Annotated in this window: 17 protein-coding genes; 7 read left to right on the top strand and 10 right to left on the bottom strand. The window is 73.8% G+C overall.

From position 1 onward, the window contains the following. The 6 genes from Pen02_RS26115 to Pen02_RS26090 all read right to left on the bottom strand — a co-directional run. Positions 1-973 (bottom strand): TIGR04222 domain-containing membrane protein (locus Pen02_RS26115; protein WP_203868747.1); only part of this gene is annotated, 973 nt, incomplete at its 3' end. A gap of 230 nt (positions 974-1,203) precedes the next feature. Further along, complete coding sequence (locus Pen02_RS26110) at positions 1,204-1,749, bottom strand: hypothetical protein (protein ID WP_203868746.1); 546 nt, start codon at positions 1,747-1,749, stop codon at positions 1,204-1,206. Beyond that, positions 1,664-3,967, bottom strand: coding sequence for a hypothetical protein (locus tag Pen02_RS26105; protein ID WP_203868745.1), 2,304 nt, complete (start codon positions 3,965-3,967; stop codon positions 1,664-1,666). Before Pen02_RS26105 ends, Pen02_RS26110 begins: the two co-directional genes overlap by 86 nt. After that, positions 3,964-4,314: a PadR family transcriptional regulator gene (locus tag Pen02_RS26100; protein ID WP_203868744.1), complete on the bottom strand. Its 351-nt coding sequence runs from the start codon at positions 4,312-4,314 to the stop codon at positions 3,964-3,966. Before Pen02_RS26100 ends, Pen02_RS26105 begins: the two co-directional genes overlap by 4 nt. A 75-nt stretch (positions 4,315-4,389) precedes the next feature. Continuing rightward, a complete protein-coding gene (locus Pen02_RS26095; RefSeq protein WP_203868743.1) occupies positions 4,390-5,127 on the bottom strand; it encodes a LysE family translocator in 738 nt (245 codons plus the stop codon). A gap of 2 nt (positions 5,128-5,129) precedes the next feature. Further along, a complete protein-coding gene (locus Pen02_RS26090; protein WP_203868742.1) occupies positions 5,130-5,876 on the bottom strand; it encodes a metallophosphoesterase in 747 nt (248 codons plus the stop codon). Between the two features lie 93 nt (positions 5,877-5,969). Here Pen02_RS26090 and Pen02_RS26085 point away from each other — a divergent pair, with 93 nt between their 5' ends. The 4 genes from Pen02_RS26085 to Pen02_RS26070 all read left to right on the top strand — a co-directional run bounded on the left by Pen02_RS26085 (position 5,970) and on the right by Pen02_RS26070 (position 9,345). Beyond that, positions 5,970-6,638, top strand: coding sequence for a CGNR zinc finger domain-containing protein (locus Pen02_RS26085; RefSeq protein ID WP_203868741.1), 669 nt, complete (start codon positions 5,970-5,972; stop codon positions 6,636-6,638). Between the two features lie 181 nt (positions 6,639-6,819). Then, positions 6,820-7,542, top strand: coding sequence for a DUF998 domain-containing protein (locus Pen02_RS26080; protein WP_203868740.1), 723 nt, complete (start codon positions 6,820-6,822; stop codon positions 7,540-7,542). Between the two features lie 584 nt (positions 7,543-8,126). Then, positions 8,127-8,576, top strand: coding sequence for a G5 domain-containing protein (locus Pen02_RS42010; RefSeq protein ID WP_239141309.1), 450 nt, complete (start codon positions 8,127-8,129; stop codon positions 8,574-8,576). 163 nt (positions 8,577-8,739) lie between these two features. Further along, positions 8,740-9,345 carry a GNAT family N-acetyltransferase gene (locus tag Pen02_RS26070; protein ID WP_203868739.1) on the top strand — a complete coding sequence of 202 codons (606 nt, stop codon included), beginning with the start codon at positions 8,740-8,742 and terminating at the stop codon, positions 9,343-9,345. Between the two features lie 162 nt (positions 9,346-9,507). Here the strand turns inward: Pen02_RS26070 and Pen02_RS26065 are convergent, their stop codons facing one another. Further along, a complete protein-coding gene (locus Pen02_RS26065) occupies positions 9,508-10,467 on the bottom strand; it encodes a L,D-transpeptidase (RefSeq protein WP_203868738.1) in 960 nt (319 codons plus the stop codon). A 124-nt stretch (positions 10,468-10,591) separates the two neighbouring features. Here Pen02_RS26065 and Pen02_RS26060 point away from each other — a divergent pair, with 124 nt between their 5' ends. Further along, positions 10,592-11,002: a VOC family protein gene (locus Pen02_RS26060; RefSeq protein WP_203868737.1), complete on the top strand. Its 411-nt coding sequence runs from the start codon at positions 10,592-10,594 to the stop codon at positions 11,000-11,002. Between the two features lie 33 nt (positions 11,003-11,035). Here the strand turns inward: Pen02_RS26060 and Pen02_RS26055 are convergent, their stop codons facing one another. Continuing rightward, positions 11,036-12,376 (bottom strand): DNA polymerase III subunit beta family protein, encoded by a 1,341-nt coding sequence (locus Pen02_RS26055; protein ID WP_239141307.1) that lies wholly within the window; start codon positions 12,374-12,376, stop codon positions 11,036-11,038. Positions 12,377-12,473: 97 nt separating this feature from the next. On the opposite strand from Pen02_RS26055, the gene Pen02_RS26050 reads away from it, so the two are divergent. Next, positions 12,474-13,292, top strand: a complete 819-nt coding sequence (locus Pen02_RS26050; RefSeq protein WP_203868736.1) for a S1 family peptidase — start codon at positions 12,474-12,476, stop codon at positions 13,290-13,292. A gap of 134 nt (positions 13,293-13,426) precedes the next feature. Here Pen02_RS26050 and Pen02_RS26045 read toward each other — a convergent pair whose 3' ends face one another. Together Pen02_RS26045 and Pen02_RS26040 are read right to left on the bottom strand one after the other, a co-directional pair. Further along, positions 13,427-14,587 (bottom strand): zinc-dependent alcohol dehydrogenase, encoded by a 1,161-nt coding sequence (locus Pen02_RS26045; RefSeq protein WP_203868735.1) that lies wholly within the window; start codon positions 14,585-14,587, stop codon positions 13,427-13,429. Next, positions 14,584-14,904 carry a hypothetical protein gene (locus tag Pen02_RS26040; RefSeq protein WP_203868734.1) on the bottom strand — a complete coding sequence of 107 codons (321 nt, stop codon included), beginning with the start codon at positions 14,902-14,904 and terminating at the stop codon, positions 14,584-14,586. The genes Pen02_RS26045 and Pen02_RS26040 overlap by 4 nt, the downstream gene beginning before the upstream one ends. Positions 14,905-15,086: 182 nt before the next feature. On the opposite strand from Pen02_RS26040, the gene Pen02_RS26035 reads away from it, so the two are divergent. Next, positions 15,087-18,014, top strand: a complete 2,928-nt coding sequence (locus tag Pen02_RS26035; RefSeq protein ID WP_203868733.1) for a winged helix-turn-helix domain-containing protein — start codon at positions 15,087-15,089, stop codon at positions 18,012-18,014. The last annotated feature ends 65 nt before the right edge of the window (positions 18,015-18,079 follow it).

Below are 18,079 nucleotides of genomic sequence, written 5' to 3'. Positions count from 1 at the left end.
AACTGCCCCCGCCCCCGCCGCAACCGCCGCCACCCCCGCAACCGCTTCCGCCCCCACCCCCGCCGTCGTGGCCGCCTCCTCCGTCCGAGCCGTACCCGCCCACGCTGCACGCGAAGCCGATGCCGGCGCCACCACCCGCGATTCCGCCCGAACCGCCGGCCGAGGCGACCCCGAGCCGCTGGTGGATTCCGGCCTCGGCCGCGAATTCCGGGTCCGCCGCCCAGAGCGCCGCCGGACCGAAGAGCGCGACCGACAGCGAGGCGCCGCCCGGCCCGTAGGTGTTCCAGGCCGGCTGCTGGGACGGGGCCAGATGGGCGTGTTCGGTGCGCAGGCTCGTCAACGCCCAACTGCCGGCCAGGGTCCGGCGGGGCGGCCGGCGCCCCACCAGCAGGGTGGCCACGAGCAGCCCGGACAGGACGATGACCAGCGGCAGCCCGCCGCTGCCGGCCGAGACCTCGGCGAGCAGCCGGACGACGCCGAGCAGCATCAGTCCGACCAGCAGCCAGGTCCAGCGGCGCAGCGTCCGCCGGGTCTGCGCGTCCGGCAGCAGCCCGGCCCGCTCCAGGTCACCGCGCAGCCGGGTCAGTTCCGTGGATACGCCGTAGTCGAACCGCAGCTCCCGGGGTGTCCGGCGCTGTCCGGCGAACCGGTAGATCGCCGTCTCCAGCGCGCCGGCCCCGACCGGCCGTTCCCCCTCGACGACCAGGAACCGGTCCGGAGCGGGTCCGATCCCGACCGCCCCGGCACTGCGCAGCGCGGCCAGGGCCGTGCAGATGGCCAACCGCTCGCCGCCGTTCAGGTACGCGATCTCGACGGCGCTCAACTGCGAGGTGCGTACGGCCTCCGGCCCGGCGAGGAGCTGACGGCGGCGTACGGCGGCGTAACCGACGACCGCCACCGCCAGGAGGAGATAACCCGACAGGAAGGTCGACGCGCTGATTCCCCAGGTCACATCGGTCGCATCAAGAGTCATGGCCGTTCCCCCGTCCACTTAGGCCGAACGTCCTCTGATTGTGCGGCCAGGGCGGCGGGACAGTGCCGTTGATCACAATTTCTTGACCGAAGCTTGCGGCTGGGCCGGGTGAAACGCCCCACTCATACCGAGAAGGGACGCCACCCGTACCGGAAGAAACCTCGGGGATTGTCGGAAGGGGACTCGCGGCGCGCGGTCGGTCGCGCCGCGTCCGGTCCGGTCCGGTCCGGTCAGCCTCGCACGAGCGGGCAGGCGAAGTCCACGCTGAACTCGACCTGCTGGCCGGTGGTGGCCCGGCGCGCCGTACCGCTCAGGCTGCCCGAGGTGCTCGCGCCGTCCTCGGTGCGCTGACCGGTGAACGCCACCGTCTGGTACGTCTCGTCGGCGCCACCCAGCGTCAACGGCACCGTCACCCCGTCGGTGTCCTGGTCGAACGGCCCCGGGTCGTGCGGCAGGGAGAGTTCGATGTCGGCCTCGGCGGTGCTGAGCGAGAAGATCTTCGCCGGTACCTCGACGGTGGAGCAGTCGTCGGTGGCGAACTCGTACCTCTTGCCGTCGGCGGTCACCGTGACGGTGCCGACGCCACCGGCCGGGGCGCCGGTCCCCGGGCCGCCGGTCGGCGCGGCGCCACCGTCGGTACCGCCGCCGTCCGTACCGCCGGACCCGACCGTCGGCGCCGGATCGTCGCCGTCACCGCAGGCCGTCACCCCCGACAGCAGCGCCAGGCCCAGCACCGCGCCCAACAGCACCGGCCGGCCAGGAATCCACCCGCGCATCCACCCTCCCAGGGTCCGTGGTCGTGCGAACCCGCCCATCGTCGCCGGGCGGGTTCGGGGCGGGTTCAGGAATCGTTCGGGTCGGCCCGCCCGGCACCACCCGAGTGGCGAACACCACCGCCAGCACGGCGGCGAGCAGGACCGTACCGGGCAGGTAGGGCAGGCCGTCCACCGGGCGGCCGTAGTCGGCGGCGCGCAGCAACGGCTCGCCGAGCAGCGGGCCCAGGGCGAGTTGGGCGTACGCCGACGGCAGGGCGAGCAGCACTGCGCCGACGCCGACCATGGCCCACCGCCAGGCGGCCCCGGGCCGGCGTCGCACGGTGACGGTGGCGAGCACTACGGCCAGCAGTACCGGACCGAGCGCGGAGCCGAAGGCGACCTCGCCGGCGGCACCACCGCTGAGTCCACCGAGGACGGCCATCAGCAGCGCCGGTAGCCCGACCAGTGGTACGGCGACCGCGACCGGCAGCCGCGCGTCGCGTACGGCGAGCGCGGTCACCCCGGCCAGCAGGGCGAAGGCGGTGGCGGTGAGTGCGGTGCCGATCGGGTACCCGACCGGGGTCAGCTCGCCCGGCCAACTCGCCCGGAACAGCAGCGCCGGGGCGCAGAAAGCGGCCACTCCCGACACCCAGACGAGCCGGCGCCGTACGACGTACTCCGGAATCTCCGCCCGTGCCGTCGGGCCGTCCGGTCCGGTGCGGTCGTGCTGTCCCGTCCGGTCGTGCTGTTCCGTCCGGTCGTGTTGTTCGGTCCGGTCGTGCTGGCCGGTGCGGCGGGTGAGGGCGCCGCCGAGCCACCAGCCGAGCGCCAGCACCGCCACACCGGCGCCGAAGACTCCGGGCAGCAGGCTCGGCCGGGCGAGGTCGGCGGCGTCGAGTACCGAGTCGGCGGCGAGCAGCAGTGCGGCGGTGCACAGTCCGGGCAGCAGCACCGCACCGCGTACGGCGGCCACCAGCAGCAGCCCGAGTACGGCGAGCACGATCCCGGCCTGCCGCAGCTCCTGGGCCCACAGGTGCAGCTCCCAGCTCTGCACCTCGTCGACCGCCGCCACCTCGACCAGGTCCGGGGTGAGGATCGTCGCCGCGTACGCCCACAGGCCCAGTCCGGTCGCCGCGACCGTCACGCCGAAGCCCGGAAGGCGGCCGAGCGGCACCGCCCGGAGCCCGTCCCCGACGACGGATTCGACCCGACGCGGCACCCCGGCCCCGGCCGACCTCGGTCCCCGCGCCGCCGCCGTGCCGTAGCAGAGCGCGAAGGCGGTGGCAGCGAGCAGCGGGCGCAGCGTGTTGGCGACGATCATGACGACCATCTCCGAGGCCACGTAGCCCTGCTCGACGCGGCCGAACTGGACCCCGCTGCCGTGCGGGTCCAGCAGACTGAGCGGAAACCACCACGGGGCGGTGCCGAAGTCCAGGTTCTCCGCCACCGCCGCGTGCCGGCCGGCGAGCACGGCGACCAGTTCGAGCGCGAGCAGCCCGCCCGCGACGGCGAGCAGTGCCGCCGCCCGGCGCTGTCCACGGGCCCCGAGCCGGGCGGTCCAGCCGGCCAGCGGTGCGAGCAGGGCGGCCCAGAGCAGCAGTGCGGGTACCGGCTCGGAGGCGAGCACGGTGACGCCCGGCTGCGGTTCCGGGGCGGCGTAGATGGTGGCGTACAGGGCCACCGTGCCGGCGGCCATCACCGGCGGAGCCAGCACCGCCGAGCCGGCCACCCCGAGCCGGGTACGGTGCGTCCGGTCGAGGGGCAGCCGCCGGCCCAGCCAACCGCCGAGCCGGCCGGCGAGCACGACCGCGACGACGAGCCCGGCGACCGAGGCGATGTTGCCGGGCCAGTCGATGCCGGCGGTAGGGCCGAGACGGTCCGGTTCGCCCCCGGTCAGGGACAGCACCGTCGCGCCCAGCAGGTCGAGGACGCCGACCAGCAACTCGCAGAACAGCGCCGCGCCGAGCAGTACCACCAGCGGTTGCAGGGCCCGGCCGGCGTCGGGCAGCACCTCCCGCCAACCGCGCGGTACGCCGTACCCGTCCTCGGCCGGTGGCGAGCCGGCGAGGCTGAGCGCGAACCGCAGTTGCCGGACGGCCCTGGTCAGCGGGCCGGCGGCCGGATCGGCGCGGATCGCCGCCAGCTCGGCCCGCCACTCGGGCAGCATCCGCAACTCGGCGGGCCACCTGCGAGCGGCCATCCGGAGCAGGGTGTCGGCGATCGTCGGGACGCCGTTCACGCCGGCCTCGGCTTCGGGGTGCCCGGCCGGCTGGTGCCGTCGGTCGGACGTACGCCGCCGAGCTGTTGGTGCAGCAGGGCAAGCTCGGTGCGGGACCGGACCAGACCGTCCGGGGTGAGCCGGTAGTAGCGACGTGCGGGCCGGCCGGCGGCGACCGGATCGATCTCCTCCCAGGCCGAGTCGATCCAGCCGGCCCGTTGGAGCCGGACCAGGATCGGATACATGGTGCCGCTGGGCAGCCCGGTCGTACCGATCAGGTCCAGGCCGTAGCGGTGCGTCGCCGGATCGTCGAGGAACGCGGCGAGCACTCTCGCCACCGCAGTGGTGACCCGCACTTCACTACTCATGCTCGGAACTCTACATAGGGGTAGGGTCGGATGTCACGGACAGCGGTACGTCCCGGGGGATCGGCCCCGGTGCGGTCAACTCACCGCAGTACGGATGCCGAGTCCGACCAGGAGCGTCCCGGTCGCCTGGTCGAGCACCCGCCGCACCCGTACGCCGCGCAACAGCCGGACGGCGGCGGCCGAGATCGCGGTCCAGCCGGCGAGCCAGCAGCCGGCCAGTACCGCGTGCGCCGTGCCGAGTACCAGCATCGGGACCAGCACCGGACCGTCGGCGTCGAGGAACTGGGGGGCCAGCGTCAGGTAGACGGCCGCCGCCTTCGGGTTGAGCACGTTGCCGAGAAATCCCTGTAGGTAGGGATGGTGCCCACGCCACGGCAGCCGCCGGCCCCGACCATCCGGCGCATGCGCGGCCGACTGCGCGGTTTGTGTGGCCGGCTGTGAGGTCTGGGGCGCCGGCTGCTCGGTGGTATGTGCGGCCGGCTGCTGGGAAGCCGGCTGCGGAGTCTGGGCGGCCGGCGGCCGGCGGCGGGTCGCCGTCCAGAGCAGCCACAGTCCGAGGCCGACCAGGTAGCCGGCGCCGAGCAGCTTCACCACCCAGAACGCCTGGGACGATCGCATCACCAGCGCGGCCAGCCCGACGGCGGCGAGCGTGGCGTGCACGTAGAGCCCGGTGAGCGTACCCAGGATCACCCACCAGCCCTGCCGGCGCCCGCCGGCGGCGACCCGCGAGACGACCAGGGTCAGACTGGTGCCCGGCGTAGCGGTGATCGGCGCGACGGCGGCCAGGAATCCGAGTACGGCGATGCCCTGCACGCTCAGACCACCACCCGGTAGTGGGTGGTGAGCAGCCCCGTGTCGTCCAACACGTGGAACGCCACCCCGGGCGGCTGGCGCAGGTCGACCAGTGGGCCGTCGCCCTCCCACGGCAGTCGGAGCGTGGAGACGACGCCGGGGGCGATCCGCAGCGGGCGACCGGCGAAGGTGCTCGCGGCGGCGGTGTGGAAGTGCCCGGTCAGCACCGCGACGACCTGCGGCCGGTCGGCCAGCAGTGCGGCCAGCGGGTCGGCCGGCAGCAGGCGCATCGGATCGATGACCGGATGGTGCAGGGCAACCGGCGGGTGGTGGAAGGCGACGAGGACGGGCGCCCCGGACGGTGCCGAGTCCGCCTCGTCGGCGAGCCAGGTCAGGGTCTCCGCGTCGAGGTGGCCGTCGTCCCGGCCCGGCACCGACGAGTCGGCGAGCAGGAAGACTGCGCCGGCCACGTCGTGGCGGCTGTTGATCGGGCCGGTGCCGCCGCGCCCGTCGCCGAGCAGACCCTTGCGGTACGCGTCCCGCACGTCGTGGTTGCCGGGGCAGCACAGTACCGGCAGTGGGGAGGCGAGCAGCCTGGCGGCGGTCTCGTACTCGCTCACCTCGCCGTGGTCGGCGATGTCCCCGGTGACCAGGATCGCGTCGACCGGTCGCGGCAGGGCGTGCAGGTAGTCCATCACCCGGGCGGTCCGCTCCGCCGAGCGCGGATGGCTGTCGAGATGCGTGTCGCTGAGGTGGGCGATGACGAGCATTCCGTTCCCCCTAATGGTTGCTCGCGTTTCTACCATTAGGCACGCTACCCTGGGCCCGGCCGACCAGACAAGCCGTTACCAGGGGAGACGCCGATGTCCCAACAACTCGCGCTCGCCCTGGCCAGCACGATCCGGCACGACGGCAACGGTGGCGTCGCGGACGACCTCACCGACGTCGCCGGGCTGACCGCCTGGCTCCGGCAGCAGGCCGAACCACTGCGGGAGTACGTCGGCGGGCCGGATCCGACCACCGGTTCCGACGATCCGGCCGACGGCTCCTTCGACGGCTCGATTGGCGGGCTGGTCGACGGGGCGGTCGACGAGCGGCTCCGGGTCGAGGTGGTCGGGCTGCGCCACGCGGTGCGTACCCTCTTCGCCCGCGCCGTCCGCCCCGGTCCGCCGAGCCGGGTCGACTCCGCCATGCTGCTGCCGACGCAGGATGCCGTCGACCGGCTCAACCAGGCCGCCGCACGGTGGCCGGTCCGGCCGGTACTGAACTGGCCGGACCGGGGCAACCCGATGATCGCCTGGTCCGGACCGCCGGCCGACGCCCGGGTACGTCTGATCGCCGGACTGGCCCGGGCCGCGATCGAGTTCCTCGCCAGTCCGGCCCGGGACCGGCTGGCCGCCTGTCCGGCGCCCCGCTGCGTGCGCTACTTCGTCAAGGAGCACCCGCGCCAGGAGTGGTGCAAGCCGTCCTGCGGCAACCGCGCCCGCGTCTCCCGGCACTACCAACGCCGAACGGCCGACCGCACGAGTTGACGACCGCACAGCTCGACGACCGCACAGCTTGACGACCGGACGTGCGCTACTCCAATCGGTGTAGTCGGTAATCCGGTGGCGTCGACGCGGATGTCCGCATCGGAACGACGCGTCGTCGGCCGGTCGGCCCATAACGTTCGGGTTGTCCGCAGTGCCTGGCAGGTCCAGCGAGGAGGCCCAGATGTCCCGCGCCGAATCCCCGATCCGGCCGGTCCGACCCGTCGGCGTGCGGCGAGCGCCGCGCCACGACGTCGTCGCCGATGCCGTACCGGTCGGGCTGGTGCTGCCGTTCGTCGGCTTCGCCGTGGCCGATCTCGGCACCCGAGGATGGAGTCCGGTGGAGCGGATGGTCAGCCACTACGTGCACGCGCCCGGGGTGGGCTGGCTGGTCCCGGTCGGGCTGCTGACGCTCGGCGTAGCGTCGGCGGGACTGCTCCGGCTGGCCGTCGCCAGAACCGAGGGCGGCAGGACCGGACTCTGGCTGCTCGGGGTCTGGGCCGTCGCCGTACTGGTCGGAGCGGCCTTCCCGACCGACCCGTACGGCCAGTGGGACCGGCCACCCTCGCCCGCCGGCACGGTGCACGGGCTGGCCGGACTGACCGCGTTCGCCGTCCTGCCGGTGGCGGCGGTCCTGCTGACCCGGGTGTGGCGGCGGGACCCTCGGTGGCGTTCGGTGCACCGGATGTTGACCGTGTCGACCGTCCTGTGTGTGCTGGGGTTCCTGGGCTTCGCGGTGATCGGAGTCGACGTGATGACCGACGGCCCGGCGCTGACCTTCGGCCGGTACGAGAGCGTGGCCGGGCTCGCCGAACGCGTGCTGCTGTGGTCGTACGCCCTCTGGCTCTGCACCGCGGCGACCGGCCTCCACCGGATCGTCCGGCAGGAGAGAGTGGTGGTCCGGTAGCAGTGGGGTCGGCGGAGTCCGGGCAGACCTGACCCGTGCGAAGGGCTACCGGCCGCCGTCCGGTCCGGTTGGCGATCTGACGACCGGTACTCCTACGTACGGCGGGAATCGGCGCCTCTCGGTTGGACGTCAGGCACGACGGTGTCCTCGACGAGAACCGGATGGCATCACGAAGTGTCGCCGCTCGACCACTATGGATGATCTCGCGGTGGGCCAAGACTGCTCCGGTGACCGATCAACCACATCAGCCCTCGGCGTACTCGGCCGGGCCGCAGCAACCGATGTTCCAGTCGCCAGCCGGGACGGCGTACGGGGCCGGGGTACCCCAATCGCGAGCCGGCCTGCTCGGCCGACTCGGTCCGGGGCAGAAAGCCGCGCTCTTCGTCGGCGGCCCGGTCCTCTCGCTCCTGCTCTGCTGCGGCGGGCTAGCCGCGATCGGGAACAGCGTCGATCCGGACGCCGGATCGAGGCGCACCTCCTCGGCAACCGATGCGCCCGCGCCTGCCGCGCCGTCCCCGTCTCCGTCCCCCTCCCCGTTCCCGTCTCCGTCTCTGTCCCCGTCTCCGGGTTCACCTGCGCCCGACGTGCCGGCGGTCGCGAGTCCCGCGCCGACGTCGGCGAGCCCTACGGCCGAGAAGCGGAGGATCACCGAGACTCGCGCTATCCCGTTCGGTCAGCGGACCGTAGAAGATCCCTCCCTGGCCGAGGGCAAGCGCAAGGTCCGAACCGCCGGGGTCAAGGGCTCGAAGACCCTCACCTACGAGGTCACGTACGTCAACGGGGTGCAGACCGGCAAGAGGCTCCTCAAAGAGGTGGTCACCAGGAAGCCGGTGACGCAGGTTGTCGCGGTCGGCACCAAGGAGACCCGGGAGTGCGATCCGAACTACGGCGGCTGCGTGCCGATCGCCAGCGACGTGGACTGCGCGGGCGGCAGCGGCAACGGTCCGGCGTACGTCAGCGGCCCGGTGAGGGTTATCGGTGAGGACATCTACGACCTCGATCGTGACGGCGACGGCTACGGGTGCGACGACTAGGGCCGGCGCCAGTCGAGGGGCGCTGGCCACAGGCGAGCGTTCTCGGTCGCCGACACCTGGATTCGGCTCGGGGCGGCCTTCGTCGCGTACGGCCGTACCCGAGCCCGCCCGGGTGGCCGGAATATCACTCGCCGCCCGCAGGCCGGGCGGCGAGGATGACCGGATGCGGATCCGTGCCGCCCGCCCCCGCGACCTGGCCGGGTTGCGGGAGATCGAGCGGGCCGCCGGGCGGTCCTTCCGGGACATCGGGATGCCGGAGGTCGCCGACGACGAGCCGCCGTCGGTGGACGAGCTGACCCGCTACCTGCACGCGGGTCTGGCCTGGGTCGCGGTCCCGCCGGTGGGTCCGCTCGGCGATCGCCGGCAGCCGGGTCGGACCGACCCCGCCGAGGTACCAGCCGGTCACGGCCTGCCGGTGGGTGGCGACGTGCCGGTCAGCGCCGACGTGCCGGTCGGCTATCTGGTCGCCGAGCCGGTGGACGGCTGCCTGCACGTCGAGCAGGTTTCGGTGCATCCCCGGGCCGCCCGCCGGGGAGTGGGCCGACGGCTGCTCGACCACCTCGCCGAGTACGCGACGGCGACCGGCGTACCGGCGCTGACCCTGACCACCTTCGTCGACGTGCCGTGGAACGCCCCGTACTACCTCCGGTGCGGGTTCGTCGTCCTCGACGAGCACGAGCTGACTCCCGGGCTGGCGGTGATCAGGGCCCGCGAGGCGGCACACGGCCTGGACCGGTGGCCCCGGGTCTGCATGCGCCGGGACCTGTAGCCGGAACCTGTAGCCGGGATCTGTAGCCGAGACCTGAAGGCGGGACCTGAAACCGGGACCTGTTGCCGGGACCGCGAGCCGTCGCCGTCGGAGCCTTGCCCCGGACCAGTACGTCCGTCCGGATGAAACCACCCGGGTCGAGGCTTCCGGGCGAGCGGGTGGTCAGCGGGCCGCGACGGGGACCGGGCCGAGCCCGGGAAGCCGGTCGGGTGCGGAGAAGCGGTCGAGCACCAGCAGTTCGGTACCGGGTACCAACTCGGCGAGCAGCAGCTCCTGAGCCTTCCGGGTGATCCGGATGCAGCCGTTGCTGTTGTTCCGGCCGAGGTCGTGGTCCCGGTACCACGCGTGCAGTCCGATGTGCGCGCCGCGCAGTCCGGCCGGCACCGAGCCGGGATCGTCGGGTACGGCGCCCAGCGCGAATACCTCGGTGTCCGCGTACACCCGGCCCGGTAGGGCGGAGCGGCCGAGGATGAACGTCCGGCCGAGCGGGGTGGGTGTGGCCGACGTGCCGACGCTGACCGGCCAGGACCGGACCAGCCGGTCGTCCCGGTACCAGTGCAGCCGGTGGGTGTGTCGGACCACCACGACCAGGTCGCGCAGTTCGACGGTGCTCCACGGGCCGGGCGGCACCCAGGCGATGGTCCGGTTCGCCGACGGCAGGAGCACGGCGGTCCAGCCCGCCCGGCGGGTCACGATCGGCATGGTCACCGGCACTCCGCCGATGGTGGGGGCGAGGAACGCCCGGGGTCGTCCGCCGGGCGCGTCGTAGGCGGCGATCCGGCGGATCGGTCGGAGCCCCTCGCCGAGCCGGATCGCCGACATCGGCGCGGGGTCCCGGGGGAAACCGCGCGGCGCGGGTCCGTAGTCGACCACCGGCAGGTCCGCCGGGGGTGCCGCAGCGGGCAGGGTCGGCACGGTGGTCGGTGTCGCGGGCGGTGCGACCGGCGCCGGCAGGAGCGGGTCCGCGACCGCCGGGGGCCGATCGCCGGTCCGTCGTGGCCCGGGTGCGTCGTTGACCACCACCACGGCCAGCACGAGCACCCCACCGAGTACGGCCAGCGCGGCACCGACCCGGCGGCGTGCCCGCCCCAGGACTAACCGGTTGAAGCGGACAAAAGCCATCTAGCTACTGTAGGCGGTCATCCTGCTCCCGACCGGTCATCCACTGCCTCCGCGTGTTCCACGATCTCCGCCACTGTCGAGGTAGGGAGATCTTCGGGCCTCGGTAGCGTGTCAGACTGGGGCGATGATTGAGCCGTCCCCGGTCCGACAACTCCGGCTGGTGGTCACCGCCGACGACTACGACGAGGCACTCCGGTTCTATCGGGACGTGCTGGGCCTGCCGGAACGGGCGGCGTTCTCCTCACCAGACGGTCGGGTGACCATCCTGGAGGCCGGGCTGGCCACCCTGGAGATCACCGATCCGGGGCACGCCGAGTACATCGACGAGGTCGAGGTGGGCCGTCGGGTCGCCGGGCACATCCGGGTCGCGTTCGAGGTCGACGACGCCCCGGCGGTCACCGCGACCCTCGCCGACGCGGGCGCGACGGTGATCGCCGAGCCGACCCGTACGCCGTGGAACTCGCTGAACTCACGGCTGGCGGCTCCCGGTCACCTGCAACTGACCCTCTTCACCGAGTTGGGCGAGGACGCCTGAGTCGATCCGCCACCCGGAAGTCCCGGCTCGGCGTCAGAGTTGGATCGGCATCAGGATCGAGAACGCGCGGTCGTCGTCGAGTCGGCGTACCGCCAGTGGGCGGATCGGTCCGTCGAGTTCGAGGACCAGTTGGCCCGGGCCGACCGCGTCCAGGGCGTCGAGTAGGAACTCGCGGTTCACCCCGACCCGTACCACCGGACCCGGACCGCTCGGCTCGGCCGGCGCGTCGGCGGGAGAGACGGTGAGCCGGTTCGCGGCGTCGACCGCGAGGACGCTTACCGCACACCGTGCGCCGTCGTCCGGGCGTACCACCGTCCGGGTCTCGGCGCAGGCCAGCCGCTCGCGTAGCCCGGCCACGTCGACGGTCACCCGGCGGCGGTCCGGCCCGTCGGTGGCGGTCCGGAGCAACCGGCGGTAGTCCGGGAAGTCGTGCCCCGTCGGGGTGCCGCTGACCCGCCGGTCCCGCACGCTGAGGCTGATGGCGGCGGGCCCGAGGGTGAGGGTGGCCGGCCAGCCACCGGTCAGCAGCGCCCGGGCCGCGTCAACGAACGCGACCGGTGCCGTCACCCCCGAGGCGCCGACCGTCGCACCGGCGTCGTCGCCCGCCGCGGTGCCGGTGCCGATCCGGTCGTCGTCGCCCGCCGACACCACCCGCCGGTACCCGTCGGTGGCGCTTCCCGGCGCGAAGGTCGAGTGTCCGTCGGTGGCGATCTCCGGCAGGACCGTCGGGTAGCCGTCGGTGGCGACCGCCGACACCGCCATCCGGTACCGGTCGGTGGCGACCAGTCGGAGCACGCCCCGGTCGATCTCGAAGTAGATCCCGCCCAGCATCGGCAGCCCGGGATCCGCCCCGGCGGCGAACCGGACGGCGTCGACCGCTGCGGCCAGTTCCCGTCCGGCCACGGTCAGCCGGACCTCCGGCCCGACCGTCGGCGGCGTGGCGGTGCAGAGCACCCGGAGCCGGGCCACCTCCCGGCGGGCGTCGGCGAGCCCGTCCTCCAGTCGACGCAGATGCGCGTCCAGCAGCCGCGACACGGCGGCCGGGTCCGATCCGCGCAGCTCCAGCAGTCGGGTGATCTCGGCGAGCGGCATACCAATCCGGCGCAGGCCGGCCAGCAGGCGGGCGGCCGGTAGCTGCCGTTCGGCGTAGCGGCGGTAGCCGGTTCCGGGGTCCACCAGGGCGGGCGCCAGTACGCCGGCACCGTCGTAGAAACGCAGCGCGCTGATGCTCAGGCCACTGGCCCGGGCCATCTCGCCGATGCCGAGCAGTCGGCCACCCCCGTCCATGACCAGGGATTGTGCCCCCTCGACCAGGTCGAGGGTCAACTCGACCGGGTCGTGGGTCAACCCGTGCCACCGGTCTGCCCGTCGCATCGCGCGGTGGTAGGGGAGAAGGGATATGTATCTACGGCTGTCTATCTGGCGCTAGTGTGCTGCCTGACCTCGACTCCGACACCCCTGGAGGCCCGTCATGTCCCGACCACACCCGGCCCGGGTGCTTCTCCGCCGTACCTGTCTGGTGGCCGCCCTGGTCGCTGCCGGCCTGTCCCTGCCGGCCGTCGCCTCGGCCGCACCCTCGGCCGGGTACGCGAACGTGCCGGCGGCGTCCCAGGCACCCGGACCGGAGGCCACCGACGGCGACGGCGGCGTCGGCACGATGGTGGTGAACGGCCGGCCGGCGTCGGAGAACTACTCGTTCCTGGTCTACACCTCGGGCTGCTCGGCCTCGCTGATCAAGGCCAACTGGGTGGTCACCGCCAAGCACTGTCCCACGCCCAGTTCGGTACGGGTGGGCAGCATCAACCGCAGCAGCGGTGGCACCGTGGTCAGCGTGCTGCGCGCGGTGAACCACCCGTCCATCGACGTGAAGCTCTTCCAGCTCGCCAGTTCGGTGAGCCACGCCCCGGCCGTCATCCCGACCACCTCCGGTGCGGTCGGTACGGCGACCCGGATCATCGGCTGGGGACAGACCTGTCCGGTCCGGGGCTGCGGTTCGGCGCCGACCGTCGCCAACGAGCTGGACACGTCGATCGTGGCCGACAGCCGCTGCTCCGGCATCAACGGGACGTACGAGATCTGCACCAACAACACGAACGGCAACGCGGGCGCCTGCTACGGCGACTCCGGCGGCCCGCAGGTGCGCAGCGTCGGTGGCCGGTGGAACCTGATCGGTGCGACCAGTCGGGCCGGTAACAACAACCCGACCTGCGCCACCGGGCCGTCCATCTACGGCGACCTGTCCTCCATCCGGTCCTGGATCAACACCCAGGTCGGCGGCCTGCCCGCCTGACGCGTCGCTCCGCAACCGTCGACCCCGACGCGGGTCCGGCGACCAGTTCGCCGGACCCGCGTCGCGCTGGCCCAGCGGCCGTCCGCGCTGGCTCACCGGCCGTCCGCGCTGGCTCACCGGCCGTCCACGCCGGCTCAGCGGCCGTCCGGGGTGAAGACGACCCGGACGCAGCCCTCCGTGCGATCTCGGAACAGGTCGTAGCCGCGTGGGCCGTCGTCAAGCGAAAACCGGTGTGTGGCCAGGTATTCGGGACGCAACTCGTCGCGCCGCATCCGGTCCAGCACCTCCGGGATGTGCCGCTGGCCGTGCTGCCGGGCGCCCCGGACGGTCAGCCCCTTGTGCAGCACCGCGCCGAGCGGAAACCCGTCGACGTACCCGGCGAAGACGCCGAGGACGACGACGGTTCCGCCCTTGCGGCAGGCGTGCACCGCCTCGCGTACGCCGCCGGGCTCGTCCGCGCCGTGCCGGAGTCGCCCACCCCGGGTACCGGCCCGAGGCGGCGCCATGCCGACCGCCTCCACGCAGACGTCCGCGCCCCGGCCCCCGGTACGCTCCCGCAGTTCCGCACCGGCGTCCACCCGCGCGCAGTGCAGTGTCTCCACCCCGATCTCGCGTTCGGCCAGGGCGAGCCGGTCCTCGACGAGGTCGACGCAGATCACCCGGTCCGCACCGCGCAGTACCGCCGCCCGGGCCGCCAACTGACCCACCGCGCCGCAGCCCCAGATTGCGACCACGTCACCGGGTCGCACGTCGCCCAACTCGGCACCGAGCCAGCCGGCCGGTGCCGCGTCCGAGGCGAAGACCGCGCGGTCGTCGCTCAGTTCGTCCGGCACCCGGAACGCGCCGTGGTCGGCGTACGGGACGCGGACGTACTCGGCGTGACTGCCGGCGAAGCCGCCCAGCGCATGCGAGTGGCCGAAGCAGCCGGCCGGTACCGCCGACCAGGCCAGTTCGGCGATCTCCGGGTTGGTGTTGCCGTTGTCGCAGCAGGAGGGAAGCCCCTGCCGGCAGTACCAGCACCGCCCGCAGGCGACGACCGAGCAGACCACCACCCGGTCGCCGACGGCGTGCCGGCGTACCTCGGAACCGACCTCCACCACCTCGCCCACGAACTCGTGCCCGAGTACGTCGCCCGGCTGCATGTCCGGGAACCGTCCACTGATCAGGTGCAGGTCGGAGCCACACGTCATGCTCTGGCGTACCCGCACGATGACGTCCTGCGCGTTGACGATCCGGGGATCCGGTACCCGTTCCACGGCGACCCGGTCCGGGCCCTGCCAACAGAGTGCCTTCACCGGAGCACCTCGCCGGTCTCGGCGACCTGCTTCGCCTGGCGCAGGGCGATGCGTACCGCCGCCCGGCGATCCTCGCCGACGAGCCTCGCCGACAGCCTGGCGAGCGGACCGGGCTCGTCCTCGCACAGCACGGCGACCAGTTCCGTGCCGCGACCGCCGGGTGCCGGGCGTACCGTCACCGCCACCCCGGGACCGAGGCGGGCCACCGGCTCGGGGAGCTTTCCGTCCGGTGCCACCTCGGCCGGTGGGCGGTCGATCGTCACCGCGTACGTCCGCGGGCCGGCCCGCCCGTCGGCCGTCCGGCCGGATACGTCCATCGCCCTCCCCGCCACGCCCCGGGGTTCTTTCCCGGCCCGTCGTCGGTCCGCCGGGTCCTGGGCAGTCATCGTCCGGCGGTGCCGGGTGAACCCGGCTCGTCCGCAAGGGGTGAACCGCGCCGGTCCGGGTATCCGCGTCGGGCCGTCGACCGTGACGGGCCGGAGGAGGTGGGGCGTTGTCGATGGACCGGATCGAGGAACTGGCCGTGGCGGTCGTGCCGGGTACCGGTTCGGGGCTCGCCGGCCCGGACTCCGACCACGGGCGTCCGGCGCCGCCGCTGCTCACCGCGAAGCTGGCCGCCGCGCCGCGAGCCGGGGCGGTACTGCTGCCCCGGTCCCGGCTGTTCGACCTGCTCGACCTCGGCACCGCCGGGCCGCTGACCCTCGTCTCGGCCTCGGCCGGCTGGGGCAAGACGGTGCTGCTGAGTTCGTGGTGCCGGGCCCGTAACGCGACGGCCGGCCGCACCGCGAAGGGACCGGACCGGGGGCCGGTGGCGTGGCTCTCCCTGGAGCCGGGTGACGGCGGGGCGCGACTCTGGTCATATCTGTACGCCGCGCTGCGTCCGGCGGTGGACGGGCAGGAACCGGATGCCGGGGACGAACCGGATCCCGGGTACGGGCTGGAGACCCTCGCCGACCAGTTGGCGCGGCGTACCGGGCCGGCGACGCTGATCCTGGACGACCTGCACCAGGTCGACGACCCCGAGGTCTCCAGCGGGCTGGAGTTCCTGCTCCGGCACACGGCGGGCCGGTTGCGGCTGGTGATCGGCTGTCGTACCGACCCGGGGCTCGCCCTGCACCGCTGGCGGCTCAGCGGCGAGCTGACCGAGATCCGCGCCGCCGACCTGGCGTTCCGGCCCGACGAGGTGGCCGACCTGTTCTCCGCGTACGGGGAGCCGCTGCCGCCCGAGCAGACCCGCCGGCTGGTGAGCCGCACCGAGGGCTGGCCGGCCGGTCTCCGGTTCGCCGCGCTCGCCCTGCCGGGGCATCCCGACCCGGCCCGGTTCGTCGACGAGTTCACCGGGGAGCATCCGGACGTCACCGACTACCTCACCGAGGAACTGCTCGCCGGGCTCTCCGCCGACGCCCGCGAGGCGCTGTGCCGGGCGTCGCTGGTCGCCGGCTTCTCCGCCGACCTGCTCGACGCGTTGACCGGTCGGTCCGGCGCGGCCCGGGTACTGTCCGAACTGGACCGTCTGGGTGGGTTCGTGATTCCGCTCGGTGGCCGGCCGGCGGCGTACCGGTGCCATCCGATGCTCGGTGAGCTGCTCCGGTCCGAGCTGGGCCGGCGCCCCGCCGAGCAGGTGACCGAGCTGCACCGTCGGGCCGCCACCTGGTTCACCGCGCACGACCTGCCGGCCGAGTCACTCCGGCACGCGCTGGCCGCCCGCGACTGGACGTACGCGACCGACGTGCTGCTGCGGCACTGGCCGGACCTCGTTCCGTACGGCCAGCCCGGTCCGGCGCGGTCGGCGCCGCCGGCACCGCCCGCCGAGGCAGTTCGGGCGGATCCCGAGATCGGCCTGGCCTACGCCACCGAGCGGCTGGACGGCGGTGACCCCGCCACCGCTACCGGACATCTGGCGCTGGCCGCCGAGCACGCCGAACTGCTCGACCCCACCCGCCGGTACCGGTTCCGGCGGCTCGCCGCCGCCCTGCGGCTCGCCGTGGCCCAGTCGAACGGCGCCGGACCGGCGGTACGGGACGCCGTCGCCGACCTGCTCCACCCGGGCCCGACCGCCTCCGGTCCGGCCGCCGTTGCCGACCTGCTCCACCTGGGCCCGACCGCCTCCGGTCCGGCCGACGCCGCCAACCTGCCCCGCCCGGAAGCACCTGCCGCCAGCCTGGTCGGCGTCGGCGACCTGCTCCGGCGGGATCCGACGGCGTCCGGTCCGGCTGGCGAGGATGACGCGGGGCGGGGTGAACTCGACCTGCGGGCCGCGGCGGTGGCCAGGATGGTGCCGGGCATGATCCGCTTCGGGTCGGGCGAGTTGGCGGTCGCCGAGCCGGACATCGCCGACGGGCTGGCCGAGGCGCTCCGGGCGGGGCTGCCCCGGGCCGGGCGGCTGTGCCTGGGCCGGTTGGCGCTGGCCCGGGCGATCCGGGGCGAGCTGGGCAGCGCCGACGAGGCGGCCCGCACGGCACTGGGTACGGCACCGTTCGGCGGGCTGGTCCGGCCGGCGGACGGCGTACACGCCGCGCTGGCGCAGACGCTCGTCGCGCTGCATCGGGACCGGCAGGAGGATGCCGAGGCGAATCTGACCCTCGCCGCCGAGGCCGCCGAGTACGTCGACGAACCGCTGGTGCACGGGCTGGTCGGCGTACTCCGGGCGCAACTGCTGCGGGACCGGGGCGACCTGACCGGCGCGCACCAGGCCCTGGCGAGCGCCCGGCGACGGCTCGGCGACCGGGCGGAGGCGCAGCCGCTGGCGCACTGGCTGCTGGCGGCCGAGGCGGAGTTGTGGATCGCACACGGCGACGTCGAGCTGGCCAGGGAGATGCTGACCCCCGCGCTGGAGCGTGGAGCCGCACCGGTCGAGCCGGTGGCGGTCGCACTGTCCCGGGCACATCTGCGGGCACGGGACCCGCAGGCCGCCCTGCGTACGCTGCCGGACTGGGACACGCCGGCCGGGTCCGGCGGTCCGCTGCCGCTCCGGTTGGCGGCCGGCCTGCTCGACGCCACTGCCGCCCGGTCGACCGGGGACCATCGCCGCGCCGCCCGGGTCCTGGAACGGGTGCTGCGGATGGCGGAACCCGAGGGCTTCCGGCACCCGTTCACCCGGGCCGATCCGCCGGTACGGGAACTGCTCGCCGCCCACCTCGACTCGGGTACGGCGTTCTGGCCGATGGTCGACGACCTGCTCGGCGCCGCCGACGGGACGGTCGGGCCGGTGACCCGTTCGGCCGCGCCGCTGGGCGAACCGTTGACCGAGCGGGAGCTGACCGTGCTTCGCTACCTACAGAGCATCCTGTCCAACGTCGAGATCGCGGCGGAACTCTCGCTCTCGGTCAACACCGTCAAGACGCACGTCCGGAACATCTACCGCAAGCTCGACGCCACCCGGCGCCGGGACGCCGTCCGCCGGGCCCGCGAGCTGAACCTGTTGTGAGCCGTCGACCCCGAGGACCTCGGAGACGTCGACCCGGGGACGTCAGCGGCGGATGTCAGCGGCGG

The organism is Plantactinospora endophytica, assembly GCF_016862915.1.
Classification (GTDB): Bacteria; Actinomycetota; Actinomycetes; order Mycobacteriales; family Micromonosporaceae; genus Plantactinospora; species Plantactinospora endophytica.
Note: the sequence above shows the minus strand (reverse complement) of the source record. Positions and strands in the feature narration are given on the sequence as shown.